The organism is bacterium (assembly GCA_016703265.1).
Lineage (GTDB): Bacteria > Krumholzibacteriota > Krumholzibacteriia > LZORAL124-64-63 > LZORAL124-64-63 > CAINDZ01.
This window is the reverse complement of the sequence record JADJCK010000003.1, coordinates 127,015-149,530: the sequence shown is the minus strand read 5'-3', so window position 1 is coordinate 149,530 and position 22,516 is coordinate 127,015. Positions and strand designations below refer to the sequence as shown.

Genomic DNA, 22,516 nt, shown 5'->3' with positions numbered 1-22,516 from the left:
TCAGACGGTCCTCGAGAACAGCGGCTTGTCCTGGGTGCCGCCCAGGTAGGCGTCGAAGATCATGGCCACGTTGCGCACGAAGTAGCGTCCCTTGTCGGTGATGCGCAGCCCGCGGTCGTTCACCTCGACCAGTCCGTCCTCCACCAGCGGCGGCAGTGCCTTCAATTCTTCGGCCAGCAGCCGGTCGGCCGGCGCGCCGAATGCACGCTCAGTCAGGGCCCACGGCAGCTCCAGGTTGCACATGACGTTGAGGATGACCAGGCGCCGCATGCGGTCGTCGTCCGACAGCTTGTGGCCCTTGACGATGGGCAGGCGGCCCTCGTCGATGGCGGTGCCCCACGTGTCCAGTTCGGCGTCGTTCTGCACGAAGCGGTCACAGACGTCGCCGATGCCGCTCATGCCGAAGGCCAGCATGTGCGGGGCCGGTTTGGTGGCGTAACCCATGAAGTTGCGGTGCAGTGCCCGGTCGCGCAGCGCCACCGAGAGCTCGTCGTTGCGCTTGGCGAAGTGGTCCATGCCGATCCAGGTGTAGTCGGCGTCCTGGAACAGGTCGACCGTCAGCATGAACAGCGAGAACTTGTCGTAGCCCGACAGCATCCGCGTGGTGTCGACCTTGTTCTGCCGCGGCCGCACCCAGGGCACGTGGGCGTACGAGAAACATGCCACCCGATCCGGCTGCAGTTCGATGATCTCGCCCAGCGTGTGGGCGAACGATTCGCGTGTCTGGCCCGGCAGTCCGTAGACCAGGTCGACGTTCACGCCCGGGAAGCCGGCATCACGGCAGGCCTGGTACACGTTCAACGTGCGCTCGCGGCCCTGCCGGCGGCCGATGGCCACCTGCACCGATTCCTCGAAATCCTGCACGCCCAGGCTGATGCGGTTGAACCCGGCTGCGCGCAGCGAGGCCACCTGTTCGGGCGTGGCGATGCGCGGGTCGATCTCCAGCGAGACCTCGGCGTCGGGCGCGATGTCGAACGCGCCGCGGAACATGGCCAGCGCGCGGTTCACCTCGGACTCGCTCAGGTAGTTCGGCGTGCCGCCGCCCCAGTGGAACTGGACCACGCGCCGGTTCGTGCCGATGAGGGCCGTGACCATCGCGAGTTCCTTCTCGACGCGGTCAAGGTACACCTCGACGGCGTTCTTCTCGCGCGAGACCAGCGCATTGCACCCGCAGTAGAAGCAGTGCTTGGCGCAGAAGGGCAGGTGCAGGTAGATGGCCAGCTCGTCGCCCGGCCGCTCGTTGAGCGCGGCCAGGGACTCGCGATATTCCGAATCGCCGAAGGGCTGCTTCCACGCCGGCACCGTGGGGTAGCTGGTGTAGCGCGGCCCCGGCTGGTTGTACTTCTCGACGAAGTCGGCCGGTATGTTCAAGGACATGGTCGCCCGTCCTCTTGCTCTATCAGTGACCGCGGCGGAACTCCTGGACCGTGCGGACCAGGGTTTCCACGGCGGGGATGGGGGCGTGCGGCAGGATGCCGTGGCCCAGGTTGAACACATGCCCGGGGGCGGCGGCGCCCTGCCGGCAGATCTCCAGCGCCCGGTGGCGCACCTGCTCGTGCGAGCCGTACAGCACCAGCGGGTCCAGGTTGCCCTGCACGCAGCGGCCGGGCAGTTCGGCGATGGCGCGTGTCAGGTCCTGCGTCCAGTCGACGCCGAAGCACTCGCAGTCGAGCGTCGAGACCAGGTGGTTGTACGGCGCGCTGCCCTTCAGGAAGTAGATGCGCGGCACACCCGTGTCCTTCAGTCCGTCGAGGATGCGCCGCACCACCGGCAGCACGTGCTTCTCGTAGTCGGCCGGGTGCAGGATGCCGCCCCAGGTGTCGAACAGCTGCACGGCGTCCACGCCGGCGTCGACCTGCATGCGCAGGTAGTCGAGGATCTGGTCACCGAGCAGGTCCAGCAGCTCCTGCAGCAGCTCGGGCCGCGAATAGAGCATCGTCTTGAGGTGCTCGTATTCCTTGGAGCCGCCGCCCTCGATCAGGTAGCTGGCCAGCGTGAACGGCGACCCGGCAAAGCCGATCAGCGGCGTGCGGTCGCCCAGTTCCTTCTTCATCAGCTTGATCGCGTCGGCCACGAAGCCGACACCTTCCAGCGACGGGTAGCGTTCGAGCGAGCGGATGTCGCGCTCGTCGCGCAACGGCCGCTCAAGCTTCGGGCCGCCGTGCGAGAAGTCGAACGGGGCGCCCATCGCCTCAAGCGGCGTCAGGATGTCGCTGAACATGATCGCCGCGTCCAGCCCGAACCGCCTTATCGGCTGGATGGTCACTTCGCAGGCAGCCTCGGGCGAGCGGCAGAGGTCGTTGAACGAGATCCGCGAGCGCACCTCCAGGTACTCCGGCAGGTAGCGGCCGGCCTGCCGCATGATCCAGATGGGCGTGCGGTCGCACGGCTCGCCGCGCAGGTTCTTCAGGAAGATGCTGTCCTTGAGGTCGGCCATGCGCGTCAGCTCCAGCTCTTGAAGGTGTCGGCCACGGCGCTCACCGTGGCGTCGATGTCGGCGTCGGCGTGCGCCGCGCTGACGAAGCCCACTTCCCAGCCCGACGGCGCCAGGTAGACGCCGCGGTCGATCAGGTCGCGGTGCAGGCGGCCATAGGTGGGCATCTTCGAGCCGTCGACGGCCTCGACCGCGCGCGGCGCCTCGGGCTGGAACACGCACCAGAACAGCGAGCCCTGGCGCGCCAGGCTGGCGGTGATGCCGGCGTCGGCCGCGGCCTTCCGCAGCCCGGCCTCCAGGCGCGCGCCCTTGCGCTCCAGGTCCTCGTAGAAGCCGGGGCGACCGGTCTTCTCCAGCGTGACCAGGCCCGCGGCCATCGCCACCGGGTTGCCGCTCAGCGTGCCGGCCTGGTACACCGAGCCCAGCGGCGACACGTGCGCCATGATGTCCCGCCGGGTCGCATAGGCGCCCACGGGGAACCCGCCGCCGATGATCTTGCCGTAGGTTCCGAGGTCCGGCGTGATGCCGAGCAGTTCGGCCGCGCCGCCGCGGGCCACACGGAAACCGGTGATGACCTCGTCGAAGATGAGCAGCGCGCCGTGCTTCGTGGTCAGGTCGCGGCAGGCCTTCAGGAACTCCGGCCGCTGGATGAGCAGGCCGCTGTTGGCCGGCACCGGCTCGATGATGAGCGCCGCCACCTCGCTGCCGCGCGCGGCAAAGAACGCCTCGAGCTTCGCCACGTCGTCCAGGGGCAGCACGACCGTCGTGTCGCTGAAGCCCTTGGGTACCCCGGCGCTGCTGGGCGTGCCGAAGGTGGCCAGCCCGCTGCCCGCTTCCACAAGCAGGCTGTCGGTGTGGCCGTGGTAGCAGCCGCTGAACTTGACGGTCACGTCGCGCCCGGTGAACCCGCGCGCCAGGCGGATGGCGCTCATCACGGCCTCGGTGCCGCTGCTGACGAAGCGCACCTGGTCGAAGTGCGGCATCCGAGCCAGGAAGGCCTCGGCCAGGAGCACCTCGCGGCGGCTGGGGGCGCCGAAGCTGGCGCCCTCGTTCATGGCCTCGAGCGCCGCCGCGTGCACCTCGGCGTCGGCGTGGCCCAGGATGAGCGGGCCCCAGCTCAGGCACCAGTCGATGTACGACTTGCCGTCCTCGTCGGTGAAGCGGCAGCCCTTCGCCGACCGGAAGAACAGGGGATCGCCCGGCACGGACTTGAACGAGCGCACCGGGCTGTTCACGCCGCCGGGCATCACCTTCTGTGCCCGCTCCCACCAGTTCGCGTTGCTCACTTGAGCCACCCCTTGGCCAGCGCCTCGCGCCCGTGGTAGGTGATGATCAGGTCACTGCCCGCGCGGCGCATGGCCAGCAGGTTCTCGCGCACGATGGCGGCCTCGTTCACCCAGCCGGCAGCCGCGGCGGCCTTCACCAGCGAGTACTCGCCCGACACGTTGTAGCAGACCACCGGCACCATCACCTCGTCGCGCACGCGGCGGATGACGTCCAGGTAGGCGAGCGCAGGCTTGACCATGACCATGTCGGCGCCCTCGTCCACGTCGAGCATGGCCTCGAGCACGCCTTCGCGGCCGTTGCGAGGGTCCATCTGGTAGCTCTTGCGGTCGCCCTGGGGCGCGCTGTCGCAGGCGTCGCGGAACGGGCCGTAGTAGGCGCTGGCGTACTTGGCGCTGTAGGCGATGATGGAGGTGTCGGTGTAGCCCTCGTCGTCCATAAGTTCGCGCATGGCGCCGACGCGGCCGTCCATCATGTCGGAAGGGCTGACGATGTCGGCGCCGTTGCGCGCGTGCGCCAGCGCCATCTTCGCCAGCTGCTCCACACTCGGGTCGTTGACGACCTTGCCGTCCTCCAGGAAGCCGCAGTGGCCGTGGCTGGTGTAGGCGCACAGGCAGACATCGGTGACGGTGATGATGTCGCTGCCGAACTGCTTCTTCAGCTCGCGCAGGGCGCGCGCGATGACCGAATCGTCGCCCAGCGCCGCGGTGCCGTGCGCGTCCTTCCGGTCGGGGATGCCGAACAGCAGGTGCGACTTCAGGCCCAGTTCGAGGTCGGCGCCCACTTCCTTCACCAGTTCGTCGACCGAGCAGTGGCCCACGCCGGGCATGCTGGCGATCTCGTCCTTGAAGCCCTTGCCCTCGACCACGAAGTGCGGCGTGATCAGGTGACGGGCCTCGACACTGGTCTCGGCGACCATCTCGCGCATGACGGGGCTGACGCGCAGGCGGCGGGGGCGTTCGTACATGTCCATGGCGTGCACTCCGGTCAGTTTGTTTGCGGTCACTGCCCCAGGCCGGCGGCCCGGAGCATGGCATCCAGGTCGGGGGTCTCGGCGACCTCCGTCCGGAAACCGGCCTCGCGGGCAACCGCCGCGGTCGTGGCGCCGATGGCCACGCAGTCCGGTCGTTCCTTCCAGGCGGCGACGAAGGCGCGCACCGCCGTGGGGCTGCAGAAGAAGACCATGTCGGCGGCGGCCGTCGGGGCCGTCGGCAACTGTTCGGGCGGCACTGCCGACGTGCGGTACAGCGGCACGTCGAGCACCTCGTAGCCGGCCATGCGCAGCGTCTTCGCCGGCTCCGACATGCGGCTCACGGCGCCGGGCAGGAGCACGCGGCAGGGCGCCGTGACGCTCGCCACGAACGCACGCGCCAGCATCGCCCCGTCGGCCACGTTGCAGCCCAGTTCATCGAACAGGCCCACCGCTTCCAACGCCGCGCGCGTGCCGTTGCCGAGCGTGCCGATCTTCGCACCGTCGGGCCTGCCCGCCCATGCCGCATAGGCACGCGCGCCCTGGGGCGATGTGAGAAGCACCCAGTCCCAGCGCCCGGCCGGCGCCGGCGGGTCCAGCGTCTCGTAGCGGAGCAGGGGCAGGTCCAGGGTCACGAACCCCAGCTCACGCAGCCGCTCCAGCCACGGTGCATTGCCCTGCGCCTCGCGGGTCAGGACGATGCGGCGGCCGGCGGCAGTCATGGTCACATCCCCCGGTGCAGGGCCAGCTTCGACCAGGCGGATTCGGCCAGCGCCTCGGGATCGGATCCGCTCAGGCTCAGGCGCAGCGGCGCGGCGTCATCGACGTCGCGCGCGAGGAAGGCCTCCAGCCGCCACTGCGAGGCAGAGCCGGTGATGTTCACGCCGAAGGGCAGCTGGCAGCCGCCTTCCAGCCGGCAGAGCAGCGTCCGCTCGGCGCGCACCGCGCGCGCGGCCTCGGTGCAGTCGAGCTGCGCGATGGTCCGCTTCCAGATGTCCTCGTCGCGGCACTGCAGGCCCAGCATGCCCTGCGCGGGCGCGGGCACGAACACGGCCGGGTCGAGCGGCATCGTGAACAGGTCGTCGAGCTTCAGTTCCAGCCGCTTGAGACCGGCGCAGGCGAGCAGGATGGCGTCGTAGCGTTCCTCGCGCAGCCGGTTCACGCGCGTCGGCACGTTGCCGCGCAGGTCGACGATCTGCACATCGGGCCGCAGCTTCTTCACCTGCGCCTGCCTTCGCGCGGCGCTGGTGCCCAGGCGCGCGCCGTCCCTGATCGGCAGCGCCTCGCCGCGCGCCAGCCGCGCTTCGTCGACCGCCTCCTTGCGCACGAGCAGCATCTCGCGCGCATCCTCACGCCCGACCATCGCCGCCAGCGCCAGGCCGTCGGGCATGTCGGTGCCGAGGTCCTTCAGCGAATGCACCGCCAGGTCGACGCGACCGGCGAGCAACGCATCCTCGAGTTCCTTGGTGAAGAAACCCTTGCCCTCGAGTTGCGCCAGCGGCACATCGTCGATGCGGTCGCCGCGCGTCTTGATGATCTCGATCTCGGTCTGCGTGCCGAGTTCGCCCAGCAATCGCTGGATGGTGTGGGCCTGCCACAGGGCCAGGTCCGAGCCCCTCGTGCCGATGCGGCAGGTCGCGGCGAATTCACGGGCTGGGGGCGTCTGGGGCACGGCGTTTCCTTCCGGTGGGCCGGTGCAAAGGTGGGATTTTTCACAAATATAGTGTGCCGGGGTGGAGGAGCCAGTTCGACCTCTTTCCGGCCGCGGGTGTGCGGGGCGCCGGATGTGTAGTCGCAGCATGGTAAACGATTGTCAGGCAAGACGATACACAATTTACAGGCGCTGGTGACAAAAAATCACACGGCAAGACAATATTGATCGCGACGATCAATTTTGTCGTTCGATTTTGCGGTGCCCCCTATCGAACCCGGCCACTCATTCCGTATCATCAACCAGTGGCCCGCCATGGCAGCGGGTGCGCGGTCCGTCGCAGCCCGATTGTCCCCGCTCCCGCTCGTTCGCCCCGACCTTCGCTCCGTCGGTACCGTGGCCGCTGCCGAATGCCGTGTACCCGACACGCGGAGGAGCGCCCATGCGACACGTCACCCTGAGGCCGGCCCCCGGCCTGACCATCCTCGCTATCCTGTTCCTGGCCGGGGCGGCTGCGGCCTCCGAACGCCAGGCCACCTCGCAAACGGCCCTGTACTTCAGCGCCTCGACCGCGAAGGCAGCCGGCGACACGGTCGACCTGATGGGACCGGGCGGCCTGTATCCGTATCGCGGCGACTTCGAGACCGCCGAGGCCCGCCCGGGTGGCGCCGGCCTGCTTCCCGACGGCTGGTATTCCGTCGACGAGACGGCGCCGGCCAACCACTGGCATGTCGATACCTACGGCGTCGCGGCTCCGCTGAGCGGTCGGGTTGCGTGGTGCGGCACCATGGCGCTTGCCTCGTGCGGCGCCGGCGACCTGGCCGGCGGGTACAACAACAGCTGGTACGACATGCTCGAATTCCGCAAAACGGTGGGCGGGGCTGCGACCGTGCGCGTCCAGGCCGACCTCGTCTACGACACCGAGCCGGGCTACGACTTCATGACCCTGCAGCGCCGGACAGCGGCCAGTCCGTACTTCGAGCCGATCAACGGCGGCCAGGGCTTGTCTTGGGACGGCATCGGTACGGCGGCCGTCGACTACACGTTCACCTACGCCGGGTCCGAACTGTATGAAGACACCGACATCGCGGTCGCCTTCATCTTCAGCTCGGACGGCGCCTGGTCCGACGGCGACTGCCTGTGGCCGACCAGCGGCGCCGCCCGCCTGGACAACATCACGGTGACCGTGAACGGCACCCCGTACGTGGAGGACTTCGAGGACGGGTTGCTCGGACCGGACTGGTCGCCGACACCCAACATGGGCGTTGGCGACTTTGCGCGCGTGTGGGGCGTGCTCGGAGACCTCGACGACTGCGCCTCGAACTACTCGAAGCTGGTCGCCTTCATCGACGACGGCCTGGTGGTGCCCGGCACCGGCGGCACCGTCGGTGGCCCAGGGAACGACTACGGCCCCCCGGGCGGCTACATCGTGAACAACACGGGAGGGCTGCTCGGACCGAGTTACCACATCCATAACTCGGTCTATTCGCCGGGCATGGCCTTGCCCGATCCGGGGCTGTTCGGCATGACCATGGCCTTCGACGTCTACCGCCACGAGCTGCTTGGCTTTGATTCGCCCGGCATCTTCTACACGTGGAGCATCCGCACGGCGCCCCTGGGCAGTGACATCGAAGCCGCGGCGTGGAAGGACCGCAACTTTGTGTACTATGGTGGGCCGAACTACCTGCGCACGATCAATGTTGTCGATGATCTGGTGGTGCCCGGAGCCCAGCAAGTCCAGTTGACGCTGGGAGTCTACGAATTCGGCTTCATGTTCGACGTGGACGGCACCGACGGCACGCCGGCGCCGTACTTCGACAATGTGAGCCTGAAGGTGTACCCGACGACGGGTCCCCGCCTTGTCGCGACCGAGATCCGCCTGGCGAACGACGGCTTCCCGGCCATCGGCGACGTCGACCTGGCGAACCTGGGCGCCAACTCGGTGCGCTTCGACATGGCGGCCAATATCTCGGCCCGCACGCATATGCGGAACGACCCCGGCGATTCGATCTGGATCGACGCGACGCCGCGGTCCGGCGGTACGCTGGACATGCCGCAGCTGCACTGGACCTTCGCTGTGCAGAACCCGCTGTTCGATGCGTACCGTGCTCTGCCTTCGAACCCGGTTGCGGCCAGGCTGACGTACACCGCGTCCGGAGCGCAGGTCGCGAACCGCTACAACTTCGACCTGCCCGACACGGGCATGATCTTCCCGGGCGACGTGCTGCACTACTACTTTGCGGCCACCGACCATGTGGCCGGCGACACGCGGACCGCGACCCTGCCCGGCGACATCAGCCAATTCGGCAACCCGGAGAGGTTGACGTATCCCAGCGCCTTCTCGGTCAGCGGCCTGCCGTCGATCAGCAATGCGGCGGGTCACCAGCCGGAGGTGCTTTTCTGGAACGACTTCGGGTTCCGCGGCGGCGAGGACGAATGGCTTAGTGCGCTGCGCTATGCCGGCTGGGAAAGGGGCGTCGACTACGACGTCTTCGACACGCACGGGCCGAGCTCCGGCGTGGGCAACGGCCTCGGCGGGCGCGCCACCATCTCGCAGATCGACGGCTACACGGATATGTTCTACACGGCCGGCGATCTCAGCACGTATACCCTTTCGAACGGCGACTTCGCCGGTGACCCGGGCAACGACATCGGCCTGCTGAACGCATGGCTCGGCCTGGGTGAGCGCGACCTGTTCATGACCGGTGACGACCTAGCGCAAAGCCTGTACACCTCGGGCAGCGCGGCGCGCACCTTCCTCGAGACGAGGATGGGCGTGTCGTACATCGACGGGGACATCCGCGACAACATCGCCGGCCAGGTGGCGCCGCTGGTGGTCAGGGACGCGGGCAACCCCGTTTTCACTACCGCCGGCGCCTGGATCGCCTACGGCGGATGCGCCGGCATCAACGACTTCGACACCGTTGTCCCGCTCGGTGGAGCGGTGCGCCTGGCGGAATTCGCCGCACCCGACCACACGAGCACGCCCTATTCCTACGCGGCCGCCACGCTCAAGGTCGCCGGCTCCAGCCGGGTGGTGTCGATGAACCACGACCTGATGTACGTGATGAATCCGCCCGCCAAGTACCCGGCGCCGCCGTCGACGCGGACGATCCTGCTGGGGAATGTCATGGACTACTTTGGACTCATTCAATGGATGTGGGTGACTCCCGCGGAGATCCCGGATGCGGCGCCCCGTCTGGCCGTCGCCGCGAACCCCAACCCGTTCAATCCCGTCGTCACCCTCGCGTACACGCTGCCGGCACCGGGGCACGTCGTCATGAAGGTGTTCGATGTCCGCGGCGCCCTGGTTCGCACGCTGCTGGACGGTCCGGTGGCTGCGGCAACCGGCACCGTGGCGTGGGACGGTGCCGATGACGGCGGTGATCGCGCGGCGTCGGGCCTGTACTTCGTGGAGACGCGCAGTGAAGGCCAGGTCGACGTGCGCAAGGTGACGATGTTGAAATAGCTGCGGTCAGCATCCGGACCTGATGTTGACAGCGAACCCGCCGGCCGATCCTGCGTAGGGTACTTCCCGCGCGGATCGGCCGGCGGCGTTCTGTCGCTGCCGCGCGGGGGCCAACCCCTGGACGGCGGGATACACGATGAACATCAACCTGAATGGGATCGCACGGGCGGCGCTGCTGCTGCCCGCCCTGCTGGCGACGATGGCCGCGGCACAGCCCGGAACGCCGGGAGGATCGGCCGCCGAGGCCTGGACCGGAGCACCCGAACAACGGCTGTGGGGCCTGATGCAGGTGTGGTCCGAGACGAAAGGCGCCTTTCCCCACTTCGGCGACAGGCCGGGCCTGGACTGGGATGCGGCCGCGCGGGCCAGCATCCCTCGCGTGCTGGCTGCGCCCGACGTTGACGCCTACTACGACGTGTTGATGGAACTCGTGGCCGGGCTTCGCGACGGCCACACGCTGGTGCTTCCGCCCTGGGGCTACGTGAGACCGGACTTCGACGGGCCGGCGCTCGAACTGCAGGCCGTCGATGGACGCATCCTCGTGGCGCGGGCTGCGGGCGGTGGCGAGGTGGAGGCCGCCGGGCTGGTGCCGGGCACCGAGATCATCGCCGTGGACAAGGTGCCCGTCCGTCGCTGGTTCGACGAACGCGTGCTGCGGATCCACGGTCGCGGCGTGCCGCAGGCCGATGAAGCCATCAACCTGTATCATCTTCTCCAGGGGCCACGCGGCAGCCGCGTCAACCTGACTGTCCGGAACGGCGACGGCGCCGATCGCGATGTCGCCCTGACCCGGGGCGGCGCCGATGGCGAGCCTTTCGCCTGGCGCTTCGTGGAGTGGGCCATGATCGCGCAGCACCTGCAGACGCGCCGCCTCGAAGACGGCGTGCGCTACGTGGCGATCCCCAGCTTCAGCCAACCACACTTCGTCGACGAGTTCCTGGCGCTGGTCGACAGCACGGCCGGCGACGGCACGCGCGCCCTGATCATCGATCTCCGCTACAACCTTGGCGGCAACAGCCAGGACGCCGAGGCGATGATGGCCGCGCTCATCAACGAACCGGCGGCCACGGCCATCATGCGTTATCCGCACCGCGTGCCGGCCCTGCGTGCCTGGGGGCAGGAAGAGCCCTGGTCGGAGCGCGCTGGACGGTGGCACCGCGCGAAGGCCGGCGTTTCAGCGGGCCGCTCGTGATCCTGACCGGGGCGCCACCAACAGCTCGGCCGAGGACTTCGTGTTGATGCTGCGGGGGCGGGTCGTGCGTCGGTGGTGGGCGGTCCCACGGCGGGCAGCTCGGCAACGCGCTGGTGACACCGTTGCCGGGCGGCGGCCAGTTGCGGGTCTCGACCTTCGCGGCGCGCTGCCCGGACGGCACCGCCTACGTCGGCAAGGGACTGGAGCCCGACGTGCTGGTGACGCCGGACGCGGCCGACGTCGCCGCGGGCCGCGATCCCGTGCTTTCGCGCGGCCTGGCCGTGGCTGCCGCGTTGGCGGCGCAGCAACGCTGAACGCGCCCGGCGGCGGGCGGCGCCGTCACGGGGTCCGTGACGCGTCGCCGCCCTCCATCAGGTCGAAGCTCCCGTCCAGGACGCGTTCCGGCCGCCCGCTGCGCCAGCCGCGCAGCCGGTCGCGCACCAGGGGCGACGGCAGTTCGCGGTAGTGCCGCACCAGCTGCAGGCGATCGGGCGCCGGCGCCGCCAGCGCCGCCATCGCTTCGCGAAGGGCCGTGGCCCGGTCGGCCGCGGCACGCGCCGGTTGCGGCACGGCCCGCACCAGCACGGGGTGCCGGCGGAAGCCGCCCTCACGCTGCGGGTCCGGGTCTTCCCACACGTGCAGGCCGCATTCGGTCGCCAGCAGCAGGCAGGCGGCGTAGCCCGATACGGCCACGACCTGGCGCCACGGCTGTCCGTTGCCGCCGGTCTCCTGCAGCACCACGCGCTTGAAGCGCCGTTGCTCTGCCCAGCGTTCGTACATCGTCGCCAGGCGGCGCGCCCAGGCGTCGCCGGCCGCCGAGGCCCCGCTGCCGTCGCCGCCGGCGTCGACCAGCAGGTAGGCATCCCAGGGCATGTCCTGCTCGATCGCGGTCACGGCCGCCTCGAGCAGGTGCAGGCTGCCGGCCAGCTTGACCAGCAGCGCCGGCGGCACGATCCGCGCCGCACCCGACCCGCGTGTGCCACGCGGCGGCGTCGACAGCCGTTCCAGCAACTGGCCCGCGCTCTCGAGGCCGCTCTCCACACGGTCGATGTTCTCGATGCGGTCGAGCACGGCGAAACGGTCTTCCGCATCCCAGAAGTCGGAACCGGCCATGGCGGCCAGCCCGTCGGACTTGCGCCGGCGCAGGTCTTCCGAGCCGACGCGGGCCAGCAGCGCCGCGTGCACGGCCGCCAACGCCGCGAGTTCGGCCTCGCCGCCGTGGCCGTCCAGCAGCACCCGCTGCGGCGTGATGTCGCCGCCGTCCGTGGCGTCGAGCGACATCCCCGCTGTGGGCGCGGCGGGCGTCGCTTCCGGGTCGATGAAGTCGACGAGCAGACGGTCCGCGTTCGCGTGCACGAACAGGAACTGGTCGCCTGCCGGGCTGCGTCCCTGCGCGATGATGCCGGCCAGCGGTTCGAGCAGGTAGCGTTCGACGGCGCGGCGCAGCGGGCGCGCGCCCAGGTCGGTGGTGAAGCCGCGCTCGAGAAGGAAGTCGACCGCCGAGTCGTCCCAGATCGTGGCCCATTCGCGGTGGCGCAGGCCGCGCCGGCGCTCGGCCTTGTGGATCTCCAGACGCAGCAGCTCGCGCATCGTCTCGCGCGTGAACGGGCGAAACACGACCACGCGGTCCAGGCGGTTGATGAACTCCTTGCGGAACGCGCCCTCGATCGCCTTCTCGACATCCTGCGGCCGGAAGTCCTCGCCCGGCCGGCCGAAGCCGACGCCCGTGCCCGTGGCCACGCGCGCGCCCAGGTTCGAGGTCAGGATGATGATCGTGTGCCGGAAGTCCACGGTCTCGCCGTGCTCGTCGGTCAGGCGACCGTCGTCGGCTACCTGCAGGAACAGGTCCCACACATCGCTGGCGGCCTTCTCGAACTCGTCGAGCAGCACCACCGAGAACGGGCGCTGGCGCACCTGGCTGACCAGCGAACCGCCGCCGGCTTCCGCCTGCGGCGAATTGGCGCGCAGCAGCCGCACCGCCGAGCCGCGTTCGTTGTACTCGCTCATGTCCACGCGGATCAGGCGCTCCGGCGAGCCGAAGAGGAACTCGGCCAGCACCTTCGCGATCTCGGTCTTGCCGGTGCCGGTCGGTCCCGCGAACAGGAACACGCCCTGCGGCCGCGACGGATCGCCGAGCCCGGACTTCAGCATCGCGACGCGGTGCACCAGGCACTCCACGGCCTCGTCCTGGCCGAGGATGCGCTCGCGGAAGAAGCTGCGCACCGCCTGCAGGTCGTAGCTCTGCCGGTCGTCGAGGAACGAGGCGGGCAGGCCGGTCAGCTCGGACAAGGTGGCGACCAGGTCGCCCCGGTCGTACGCTGCCGTGCCGCCGGCGTGCATGACGCGTCGCCGCGTCTGGTCCAGCAGCTGGATCAGGTTGCCGGGCGCGGCCCGGTCACTCAGGAACTGCTGCGCCAGAAGCCAGGCCTCGTCGATCACGCGGTCGTTCGCGGGCAGGGGCTCGGCGGGATTGGTGCCGGCGGCCAGCCAGGAGTGGGCGAGCGCCAGGGCGCCGGGTCCGTCGAGCGGCTCCACCTTGATCACGTCGAAGACGCCGCGCACCGCCGGCAGCGCCTGCTGCAGCGTCTCCCAGGCCGAAGGCGTCATGGTACCGATCACGCGCACGTCGCCGGCCTCGAAGTGGTTCAGCAGCAGGTGCAGCGCGCCCGAACGTTTCTGATCGTGCGTGCCCGTGGCGCGAAGCGCGCCCAGGTCGGGGATGAACCACAGCCGGCGCGGCTTGCCCATCTCCTTCAGGTAGGTCTGCAGGCGGCCCTCCATATCGCCCACGTACTTCTGGTTGGCGATGATGTCGGTATGCCCGGCCTCGAGGACGAGCCACTTCCTGCCCAGCAGCCGCTTCGCCAGCGCCTCGATGACCGCGCGCTTGCCCACGCCCGGCTCGCCGACCAGGAGGCAGGGGCGGGGCGGGGCGGCGTCGAGGTTGCGCTGCAGCCGCTCCACGAGCGAGGTCTGCAGCGGCGTCTCGAGCAGGCGCCTGCCGCGCGTGGCGGGCGCGCGATCCCAGACCCGGCCCAGTTCGGCCAGCGCGGCACGTTCATGGTCAGCGGGCGCCGCCGGCGCCTGGGCCGAAGGCGCAGACGGCGTCTGTGCGGTCTCGACGGCGTCGATGGCGTCGAGGGCGCTGCGCCAACCGGTGGTGATGTCCTCGCCCAGCCGTTCGAGCAGGCGCCGCAGGTCGAAGACGCTGTTGTGGCGTTCGATGATCCGCCGCAACGACGGCGGGAACTCCGCCACCTCACCCGCCGCCAGCCGCTCGCCGATGAAGGCGCGCAGGTACTCCACAGCTGCCGGGTTGTTGCACCAGCCGCGACTGCCGACATCGACACTGACGCTCACCAGCAGCGTGGCCACCGCCGGTTCCGCTGCGGGCACGCAGGCGCCGATCGCGCGCAGCGCATACCAGAGGAACCACGGGGGCAGCGAACTGGCTTCCGAGGTGACGCGTTCGATGGCGGTGAATGCCGTGCCCCGCCGGGCGATGGCCAGGAAGGCCGCGCAGCGCAGCCCGCCGTGGTCGCCGAAGGCGAGATCGAGCAATCGCTGTTCGGTGCACTCCGGATCGGCCAGGAGCTCCAGCGTGGCGACCATGGCCGGATGGTCGACCACCTCGGACGGGTGGGCGGCCAGGTTGAGGGCGTCCTGCAGCGGCGCGATGGTCGCGTAGATCGAGGTCGGCTGCAAAGGCGGCCGGCCGGTTCCGGCGCCCGGCGGGGCGGCTTCCGCGGGCGGCGCCCCCCGGCCCGCAGGAGTTTCTCCACGCCGATTCCGGCGCATCGTGGTCCAGGCGGCCAGGATACCGATCACGATCAGCGCAATGGCTGCGATCTGGAAGAACATGGCGGTTCCGATCCGGTGGCGAGAGGTGCAGGCGCGGGTTCCGGGGGCATTCTAGGGCAGGTGACGCCCGAAGACAACGGCGGGCCCGGCACGTGGCCGGACCCGCCGGAAGGCGGCCTGGAAGCAGGACGGATCAGGCGCCGCGCTGCCGCCGCACGGTCACGCTTTCACCCGCCACGCCCCAGTTGTCGGTGTCCACCTCGTCGATGATCACGAAGGTCGTCGCCGGGTTCTTGCCCAGCACGCGTTGCAGCAGTTCGGTGGCGCCGGCGATCAGTTCGGCCTTCTGCGCGGGGGTGGCGCCCTCCCGCGTGATCCGGATGTTCACGTAGGGCATGGTCGTCCTTTCAGGAAGCGGGGCGATGCGGACCGCCGGCGCGGCCGCATCGCCCCGGGTCCGGGCGTTCAGTTCTCCAGCGGCAGCAGCACCACCTTGACCACGTTCTGCGGGTCGATCACGCTGCGCGCCGCGGCCTTGATGACGTCGGCGGTCAGGCCGTCGACCATGGCGTTCGTCTGCAGCATCAGGTGCGGGTCCGAACCCTGCCGCTGGTGCTGCACCAGCGCCGCGAGCCAGTAGTCGTTGCGCTTGAGGTTCAGTTCGTCATCGCGACGCCGGGTGGCCGTCACCTTGGCCAGCGTCTCGGCGTCGGGACCGTTGGCAGCAATGTCGTTCAGCTGTGCCCAGACCGCTTCGGTCAGTTCGGTCACGCGCGCGGGGTCGCAACCCCAGCCGATGCTGAGCTGGTGGTAGCCGTAGGGGATCGAGCTCAATCCGCCACCCACGCGCACGCCGTAGGTGCCGCTCTTGTCCTCGCGGATCGACTCGCGCAGGCGGATGCGCAGCACATCGGCCAGCGAATCCAGCGCATACTCCTCCGGCCAGCTCCACTCGTGCCGGGCCGTGAACACCATCTCGACCATGCCCTTGGGCTCGGTGCCGCGGTGCAGCACGCGCTCCTGCACGCCGGTGGGCAGCTTGATGCCCTCGTCGCGCCACGACTCGCGCCGGGCCGTCCCGGGCAGGTTGCCCAGCCAGGTGCGCACCAGCGGCTCCGCCGTGGCCGGGTCGATGGCGCCGACCAGGAAGAACGTGAAGTCGCTGAAGTCGGCGAAGCGCTCCCGGTAGAACGCCAGCGAGGCCGCCAGGTCAAGCCGGTCCAGGTCCTCGACGCGCGGCGGCTGCCGGCGCGGGTGATGGCCGGTCACGACCACGCTGATCGTGTCGCGGAAAGCGGCCTCGGGGTCGGCGGCGCGGTTCTGCAGGAACGAGCGCTGGCGCTCCAGGAGCGACTTGAACGCCGTGGCGTCCTCGCGCGGCGAGGTGGCCAGCAGCCAGGTCATCTGCATCAGCGTCTCGAAGTCCTGGGGCGAGGCGCTGCCGCGCAGCCCCTCTTCGTAGGTCGAGATATACGGGGACACGCGCACCAGCTTGCCCGCGAGCTTCTTCTGCAGCGCCGTGGGGTCGAAGGCGCCGGCGCCGCTGCTGCCGACGATGTTCGAGGCGGCCGTCACGCGCGGATGCAGTTCGTCGTCGAGTATCAACGACGTGCCGCCGGGGCTTGTGGCCCACATCAGGATCTCGTCGTTCTTGAAATCGGTCGGCTTCAGCACCACGCGTGCCCCGTTGGCCAGGGTCCAGGTGGTGGTGCCCAGCAACTCGTCCTGCTCGCTCGCGATGATCGCGGCCGGGGCCGGCACGGCCGGCACCAGCGGCGCCTCGACGGTGGCATCGACGTAGGCCGGGATGTCGCGCGCGGCCACCGAAGTCATGATCGCGGTGAGGGCGGCCTCGTCGGGGATCGCCAGCCCGTCGCGCTGCGGCGCCTCGACGGTGACGACGCGGCTGCCCTTCTCCGTCAGTTCGCGCAGCCGCGCCTCGACCTCGGGCAGCGTGACGCCCGGCAACAGGTCGCGCACCAACTGCAGTCGCTGCGCGGCGTCGGTGTACGGCGTGCCGCGCAGGAAGTAGCCCTGCAGCGAGCGAGCCAGGCGCTGCGACTCGGTCTTGTCCATCTCGGCTGCGGCCTGTTCCGCCTGCCGCAGCACCTCGATCTTGGCGCGCTCCAGCTCGCCGGGGGCGAAGCCGTGGCGCGTTGCGCGCTCGAGCTCCGTCAACAGCGCCTCGAAGCCGCGGGCCACACCGTCCTCCTTGACGGTGGCGCGCAGCGTGAAGGCGCCCTTCGTGCGGACCATGCGCCGGTCCATGGCGAACGCGCCGCTGAACGGCGGGTCGGCCTGCCGCGAGAGTTCGGACAGTCGTGCCCGCAGCATCGCATTGGCCAGGCCGCCCCGCAGGCCGTCGCGGAAGTCGCCGACCGTCGATTCACCCCACGGCTCGTGCTTGATCAGCAGCGAAACGCCGGAGCTCGACGCTTCCGGGTCGGTCGTGATGGCGAACAGCGTCTTCTCGTGGTCGGGTACCTCGGGCTGCAGCACGGGGCGGCGCTGCTCGGGCGAAGGCATGGTCGCGAACCGCTCGCGGATCGCCTGCTCGACGACCGCAGGGTCGAAGTCGCCCACGGCGATCACGGCCATCAGGTCGGGCCGGTACCAGTCGCGATAGAAGCGGCGCAACGTCTCGTAGGGGGCGTTCCGCAGGATCTCCGGGTCGCCGATCGTGTTGCGCTGGCCGTACCGCGAGCCGTGGAAGATGACGGGCAGTTGCGCGTCGCCCATCCGCTCGTCGGCGCCGCGGCCCAGGCGCCATTCCTCGATGACGACGCCACGCTCCTTGTCGACCTCCGCCTCGTCGAAGCTGACGCGATGCGCCCAGTCCTCGAGGATGCGCAGTCCCGTGTCCAGCAACCCGGGCTGGTCGGTCGGCACCTGAAGCATGTACACGGTCTCGTTCTGGCTGGTGTAGGCGTTGACCTCGGGCCCGAACTGCATGCCGATCGACTCGAGGTAGCTGACCAGCGCCTGCTTCGGGAAGTTCTCCGTGCCGTTGAACGCCATGTGCTCGATGAGATGCGCCAGCCCCTGCTGGTCGTCATCCTCGTCCACCGACCCGGCGCCGACCACCAGCCACAGCGCGGCCCGCTGTTCGGGCTTGGCATTCGGGCGCACGAAGTAGCGCAGGCCGTTGGGCAGGGTGCCGGTGGTCACCGCAGGATCGAGGGGGACGGGCGCTGCCAGGTCGGCAGCCGGGCACAGCGTGGGAACCAGCAGCGCGCAGGACAAGAGCGCCAGCAACAGGCGGCGGGGCATGGGTGTTCCTTTCGGGATTCGTGGCGGTCGACGGGAGCGGAAGGCAAGGGCGATGGCACAAGGTGTAGCATCCGCAGGGCGGCGGCGTCAATTTCCCGTCGCCGACGCCAATTCATATGAACGCCGGTGCAGGCTCGGCAGTTCCCGCACCGACACGACGCCGCGTGCCCGCGCGAAGGCGTCCATCGCGGCCGTGCTGTCGGCGCTGTCGCCGCCCAGCCGCCAGTCCATCAGGCGCACCTGGCCCAGGCGCAGCTGCCGCTCGGCGAACTGGAGGGGGAAGCGCTTGTCCTGCAGGAAGATCGAATCGATGGCGAGCAGCGAGTCGGCGCGCGTGATCGCCGTTCGGTCCGCTCCCACGGCGCCCAGCCAGGCCGTCACCCCGGCCAGGTCGGCGTGGGCCAGCGCGCACTCGAAATCGTCCTTTTCCGGGCGCAGCGGCTGCAGTGCCATTTCGTACTCCCGGGCGGCGGCGCGCAGCCGTTCGGTGCGCTCCCTGTCGTCGTCGGCCAGCCGGGCGCGTTCCTCGGCCAGGCGGCCGCGCGTGCGACACAGGCTCCAGTAGCCGCGGATCCAGGTCGGCGCCCTCGTGCCGGCGGCCGCGTCGAGGAAGTACTGCGCACTGTCGAGGTTGGCGACTGCGGCGTCTCCAGCCAGCGCCGAGCGCGCCAGGTACGCCGTGCCCATCGCCTCGGCGAGGATCGAATGGTGACTGATGTCCTTCACGCCGTTCAGGTCCCTCGCGGCCTGCAGTTCCTTCAGGCCGCGATCGATGATGTCCAGACTGTCGAGCACTGCCCCGAGCGAGGCTATCGCGACGCCCAGGTTCAGTCGCGCCAGCGCGCGGGCTTCCAGGCGCTGGTTCGGCCGCACGGACTCGTCGTGGAAGGCGCCGGTGGCGTCGCCCAGTGCCTCGCAGGAGATCCGGTAACGCTCGTACGCCAGGCGCCAGTGCGTCACCGGTGTCTGAAGTTCGGCCAGGTTGGTGTGGGCCATGCCGACACCAGCCCAGGCCTGGTGGGCGCCCAGCTGCAGGATGTTCACGCGGGCGACCATCCGCGGGTCGATCGCCAGACCGCTGCCCTGCTTCCACGGCACGAGCGCCGCGTCGCGCCAGTAACCACGCGCCTGCTCGAGCAGCGCGGCATCGTGGGCGGCGTCGCCGCGGAAATAGAAGAGTTCGCCGAGGCGCCACCTGATGTACCGGTTCAGGTCGTCGGTGAATGGTGCTTCCGGCAGTTGCACCAGTTCGGACCGGGCCTTCTGGAAGAGGGCGGCAGCCGCGAGGTAATTCGCCTCGTCGCGCGGCCCCGAATGCCGAAGCATATCCGCTTCCTCGACGATGGTGAAGAACGTCTCCCAGTTCGGGCCCTGGTTCCTGTCGCCGCCCAGCACCAGGGCCAGTGTCACCGAAGCGGCGGCCAGCGTCACCGCCGCCATCAGCGCCAGGCGACGCAGGCGGGGCCGCGTGCGCAACGCGCGCCTGACACGGGCCGTCGGACCTGGTCGCCGCAGCGAGATCGACCTGTTCTCCGCCTGGCGGCGCAGGTCGTCCGCCATCGCGGCAGCGGTGGGGTATCGCTGCCCGGGATCCTTGGCCAGGGCGTGCTGGATGATCAGGTCGATCGCGCTGTCCCGGCCGGACAGCGGCCGCGGCTCGGCGGTCGTGATCTCGAGCAGCGCGCGCGGCGTGGACAGCCGCGACAGGTTGTAGGGGAGGGTGCCGGCCAGCAGTTCATAGGCGATCACGCCCAGCGTGTAGATGTCCGTCCGCTCGTCGATGGCTGCCGCGCCGCCCGCCGCCTGTTCCGGGCTCATGTAGCGGATCGTGCCCAGCAGCTGCCAGGTCTGCGTTACGAGCGTGGCCAGGGGCACGCTGTCGTCCTGCAGCCTCGCGATGCCGAAATCGAGCACCTTCGGCCGCCCCTCCCGCGTCACCAGGACGTTCTCGGGCTTGAGGTCGCGGTGGATGACGCCGTGCCCATGGGCGGCGTGCACGGCATCGCAGAGTTCGGCCAGCAGGAGCACGCGCTGTTCAGGTGTCGACTCCGTTTCCACGCGCCAGCGGTTCAGGGTGACGCCGTCGATATATTCGGTGGCCAGCCAGGGCGCGCCGGTGTCGTCGGTGCCCGCATCGAGAAGCCTGGCGATGCCGGGATGGTCGAGGCGCCGCAGCACCTCGACCTCGCGCCGGAAGCGACGTTCGAGATTGGCGTCGCCGAGGCCCGTCCGCAGCACCTTCAGCGCCACCGCCGGCGCGTCGTCGTCGTCCAGCCGCCGGGCCTTGAACACGATCCCCATGCCGCCCTGCCCGAGCAGGCCGAGGATGCGCCAGGGGCCGATCGTCTCCGGGACCACGACCTGCCGCGCCCACGGATCGGCGCCGTCCACGGGATCCCCGGCACCCGCATCGTTGGCCAGCAGGTCGCGCACTTCGTCGAGCAGGTTGGGGTCGTCGCCACAGGCACGCAGCACAAAGGACTCGCGCGCCTCGGGCGCCAGGCCCAGGGCGTCGATGAAGATCTCGCGGGCGGCGTGGAAGCGCATGCGGTCGATGGGAGACACCTCGCGCCGGGATCATCGTCAGGGTGATGTGCGACCATTGTACGCCGCGGCGCGCCTTGTTTGTCAAGACGCGGCTGAAGCGGCCTTGGCGAAACCGGCCGGTGCGGCTAGGATGGCGGGCCAATCCACTGCCGGGGCGGAAAGGACGCGTGGCGCATGAACTACCTGATCATCGTCCCGATCCTGGCGCTCAAGTTCCTTCTGCCCGTCCTCTACCTGTGGTTCCCCTTTGCCGCGGGCTGGGCCAACTGGCTGCTCGATTCGGTCGATGGCGACCTGCTCATGCCGGCCGGCCTGGACTTCGGGCTGTACCAGAACCTGGACAAGGCCGCCGACTGGACCGCCTACCTGTTCATCTTCATCTGGGCCTGGCGTCGCCCCATCCGTCGCGAGATCACCGTCACGTTCGCGCTGCGCACCATCGGCCAGGCGCTGTTCTTCATGACCCACGACGAGATGATGCTGTTCTGGTTCCCCAACCTCGAGGAGCCGCTGTTCCTCGTCTACGTCACCATCGCGAGGTTCCGGGGCTGGGAGCGCGCCCAGGTCATCTATCGCGCGCGCCTGGCCTGGATCTGGATCGGCATCCTCGTCTACAAGTTCCAGGACGAGTGGTTCACGCATGTGGCCAACGTTGATCGTACGGAGTTCCTGAAGGGATTGCTGAAATGAAAACGCGAATTCCAGTACTCGCGGCGCTCTACCTGATCGCCGCGGCCGTGCCGGCGTTGTCCGCGACGACGGCGCCGTTGCCCGGCCCGGAGGAAGTCGCTGCCGAAGCCCGCCGCCTCATGGCCGTTCACGACGTGAAGGGGATGGCGTTGGCGGTCATCGACGACGGCCGGGTCGTGCAGGTCAACGCGTTCGGTTTCGCCAACGTGGAACGCGGCGAGCCGCTGACGACCACTTCCATCATGTACGGGGCCTCGCTCACGAAGGCGGCCTTTGCCTGCTTCGTGCTGCAGCTGGTGGATGAGGGGAAGCTCGACCTCGACGCCACCATTGACCGCCTGCTGCCGCGCCCGCTGCCGGAGTACGAGGAGTTCGCCGACCTGGCCGGCGATGAACGATGGCGTCGACTCACGCCGCGCATCATCCTGAACCATGCCACGGGCTTTGCCAATTTCCGCTGGCTCGAGCCCGACGGGAAGCTGCGCTTCCACCACGACCCGGGGACGCGCTACGGGTATTCGGGCGAGGGCTTTTACATCCTGCAGCTGGTCCTCGAGGAGGGTCTCGGCCTGGATGTCGGCGCCGGGATGAAGGCCGGGCTCTTCGACCGGTTCGGCCTGAAGGACACGTCTTTGCAATGGCGTGCCGATTTCACCGGCAGGGTGGCCGACGGCTACGCCATGGACGGCTCCTTCGAGCCGCACGACGAACGCTCGGGCGTCAGCGCCGCCGGTTCGATGGACACGACGATCGGGGACCAGGCACTCCTGTGGGCCGCGATCCTGCGCGGCGAAGGCCTGTCGGCCGCTTCCCGCGCCGAGTTCGTGCGCCCGCAACTGCCCATCGCTTCTGCCCACCAGTTCCCGACGCTTGTCGACGCCACCGACCCGCGCGGAACGGCCATCGGCCTGGCGGCCGGCCTCGCCGTGGTTACCTGCCGTGACGCCGCCGGCCCCCTCTGGTTCAAGGGCGGCCACAACGACTGGACGGGGAACATGCTCGTCTGCCGGGAGGACGGGCGCCGCGGTGTGGTGCTGCTGGCCAACTGCGTGCGGGCCGAGTTGGCGTATCCCGAACTGGTGCGGTTCATCCTCGGCGAATCGGCAATGCCGTGGTGGTGGGAGTACAACGTCGACTAGGTTGCCGGCCGCTGGCCTCATCCTGGTCCCCAACCCGCGACACCTGTGCTAGGATGCCGTCCCTTTCAG

At 69.6% G+C, this 22,516-nt stretch carries 15 protein-coding genes; 5 read left to right on the top strand and 10 right to left on the bottom strand.

Annotated elements, in window-relative coordinates; translation table 11 throughout:
* The 6 genes from hemN to hemC are packed head-to-tail and all read right to left on the bottom strand — an operon-like array spanning window position 1 to window position 6,360.
* A complete protein-coding gene (gene hemN / locus IPG61_04930; protein MBK6733420.1) occupies window positions 1-1,377 on the bottom strand; it encodes an oxygen-independent coproporphyrinogen III oxidase in 1,377 nt (458 codons plus the stop codon).
* 22 nt (window positions 1,378-1,399) lie between these two features.
* A complete protein-coding gene (gene hemE, locus IPG61_04925; GenBank protein MBK6733419.1) occupies window positions 1,400-2,437 on the bottom strand; it encodes a uroporphyrinogen decarboxylase in 1,038 nt (345 codons plus the stop codon).
* A gap of 5 nt (window positions 2,438-2,442) precedes the next feature.
* Window positions 2,443-3,681, bottom strand: a complete 1,239-nt coding sequence (gene hemL / locus IPG61_04920; GenBank protein ID MBK6733418.1) for a glutamate-1-semialdehyde 2,1-aminomutase — start codon at window positions 3,679-3,681, stop codon at window positions 2,443-2,445.
* A gap of 35 nt (window positions 3,682-3,716) precedes the next feature.
* Window positions 3,717-4,691 (bottom strand): porphobilinogen synthase, encoded by a 975-nt coding sequence (gene hemB, locus IPG61_04915; protein ID MBK6733417.1) that lies wholly within the window; start codon window positions 4,689-4,691, stop codon window positions 3,717-3,719.
* A 29-nt stretch (window positions 4,692-4,720) separates the two neighbouring features.
* Entirely contained in the window at window positions 4,721-5,410 is a 690-nt protein-coding gene (locus IPG61_04910) for a uroporphyrinogen-III synthase (protein MBK6733416.1), read from the bottom strand.
* Window positions 5,411-5,412: 2 nt separating this feature from the next.
* Window positions 5,413-6,360: a hydroxymethylbilane synthase gene (hemC, locus tag IPG61_04905; GenBank protein ID MBK6733415.1), complete on the bottom strand. Its 948-nt coding sequence runs from the start codon at window positions 6,358-6,360 to the stop codon at window positions 5,413-5,415.
* Window positions 6,361-6,781: 421 nt separating this feature from the next.
* On the opposite strand from hemC, the gene IPG61_04900 reads away from it, so the two are divergent.
* The 3 genes from IPG61_04900 (at window position 6,782) to IPG61_04890 (ending at window position 11,314) form a co-directional block, all read left to right on the top strand.
* Window positions 6,782-9,808 (top strand): hypothetical protein, encoded by a 3,027-nt coding sequence (locus tag IPG61_04900; protein MBK6733414.1) that lies wholly within the window; start codon window positions 6,782-6,784, stop codon window positions 9,806-9,808.
* Between the two features lie 136 nt (window positions 9,809-9,944).
* Window positions 9,945-11,000: a hypothetical protein gene (locus tag IPG61_04895; protein MBK6733413.1), complete on the top strand. Its 1,056-nt coding sequence runs from the start codon at window positions 9,945-9,947 to the stop codon at window positions 10,998-11,000.
* A gap of 113 nt (window positions 11,001-11,113) precedes the next feature.
* On the top strand, window positions 11,114-11,314 hold the full coding sequence (locus tag IPG61_04890) for a hypothetical protein (GenBank protein ID MBK6733412.1): 201 nt from the start codon (window positions 11,114-11,116) through the stop codon (window positions 11,312-11,314).
* A gap of 25 nt (window positions 11,315-11,339) precedes the next feature.
* Here the strand turns inward: IPG61_04890 and IPG61_04885 are convergent, their stop codons facing one another.
* The 4 genes from IPG61_04885 to IPG61_04870 form a co-directional block, all read right to left on the bottom strand.
* Complete coding sequence (locus IPG61_04885; GenBank protein MBK6733411.1) at window positions 11,340-14,861, bottom strand: AAA family ATPase; 3,522 nt, start codon at window positions 14,859-14,861, stop codon at window positions 11,340-11,342.
* A 133-nt stretch (window positions 14,862-14,994) separates the two neighbouring features.
* A complete protein-coding gene (locus tag IPG61_04880; protein MBK6733410.1) occupies window positions 14,995-15,198 on the bottom strand; it encodes a 4-oxalocrotonate tautomerase family protein in 204 nt (67 codons plus the stop codon).
* A gap of 68 nt (window positions 15,199-15,266) precedes the next feature.
* A complete protein-coding gene (locus tag IPG61_04875; GenBank protein MBK6733409.1) occupies window positions 15,267-18,071 on the bottom strand; it encodes an insulinase family protein in 2,805 nt (934 codons plus the stop codon).
* Window positions 18,072-18,158: 87 nt separating this feature from the next.
* The gene (locus tag IPG61_04870) at window positions 18,159-20,618 is read right to left on the bottom strand and encodes a serine/threonine protein kinase (protein MBK6733408.1); all 2,460 of its coding nucleotides are present in this window, start codon (window positions 20,616-20,618) and stop codon (window positions 18,159-18,161) included.
* 174 nt (window positions 20,619-20,792) lie between these two features.
* Here IPG61_04870 and IPG61_04865 point away from each other — a divergent pair, with 174 nt between their 5' ends.
* A complete protein-coding gene (locus tag IPG61_04865) occupies window positions 20,793-21,308 on the top strand; it encodes a hypothetical protein (GenBank protein MBK6733407.1) in 516 nt (171 codons plus the stop codon).
* On the top strand, window positions 21,305-22,447 hold the full coding sequence (locus tag IPG61_04860) for a beta-lactamase family protein (protein ID MBK6733406.1): 1,143 nt from the start codon (window positions 21,305-21,307) through the stop codon (window positions 22,445-22,447). The genes IPG61_04865 and IPG61_04860 overlap by 4 nt, the downstream gene beginning before the upstream one ends.
* Window positions 22,448-22,516 lie beyond the last annotated feature (69 nt).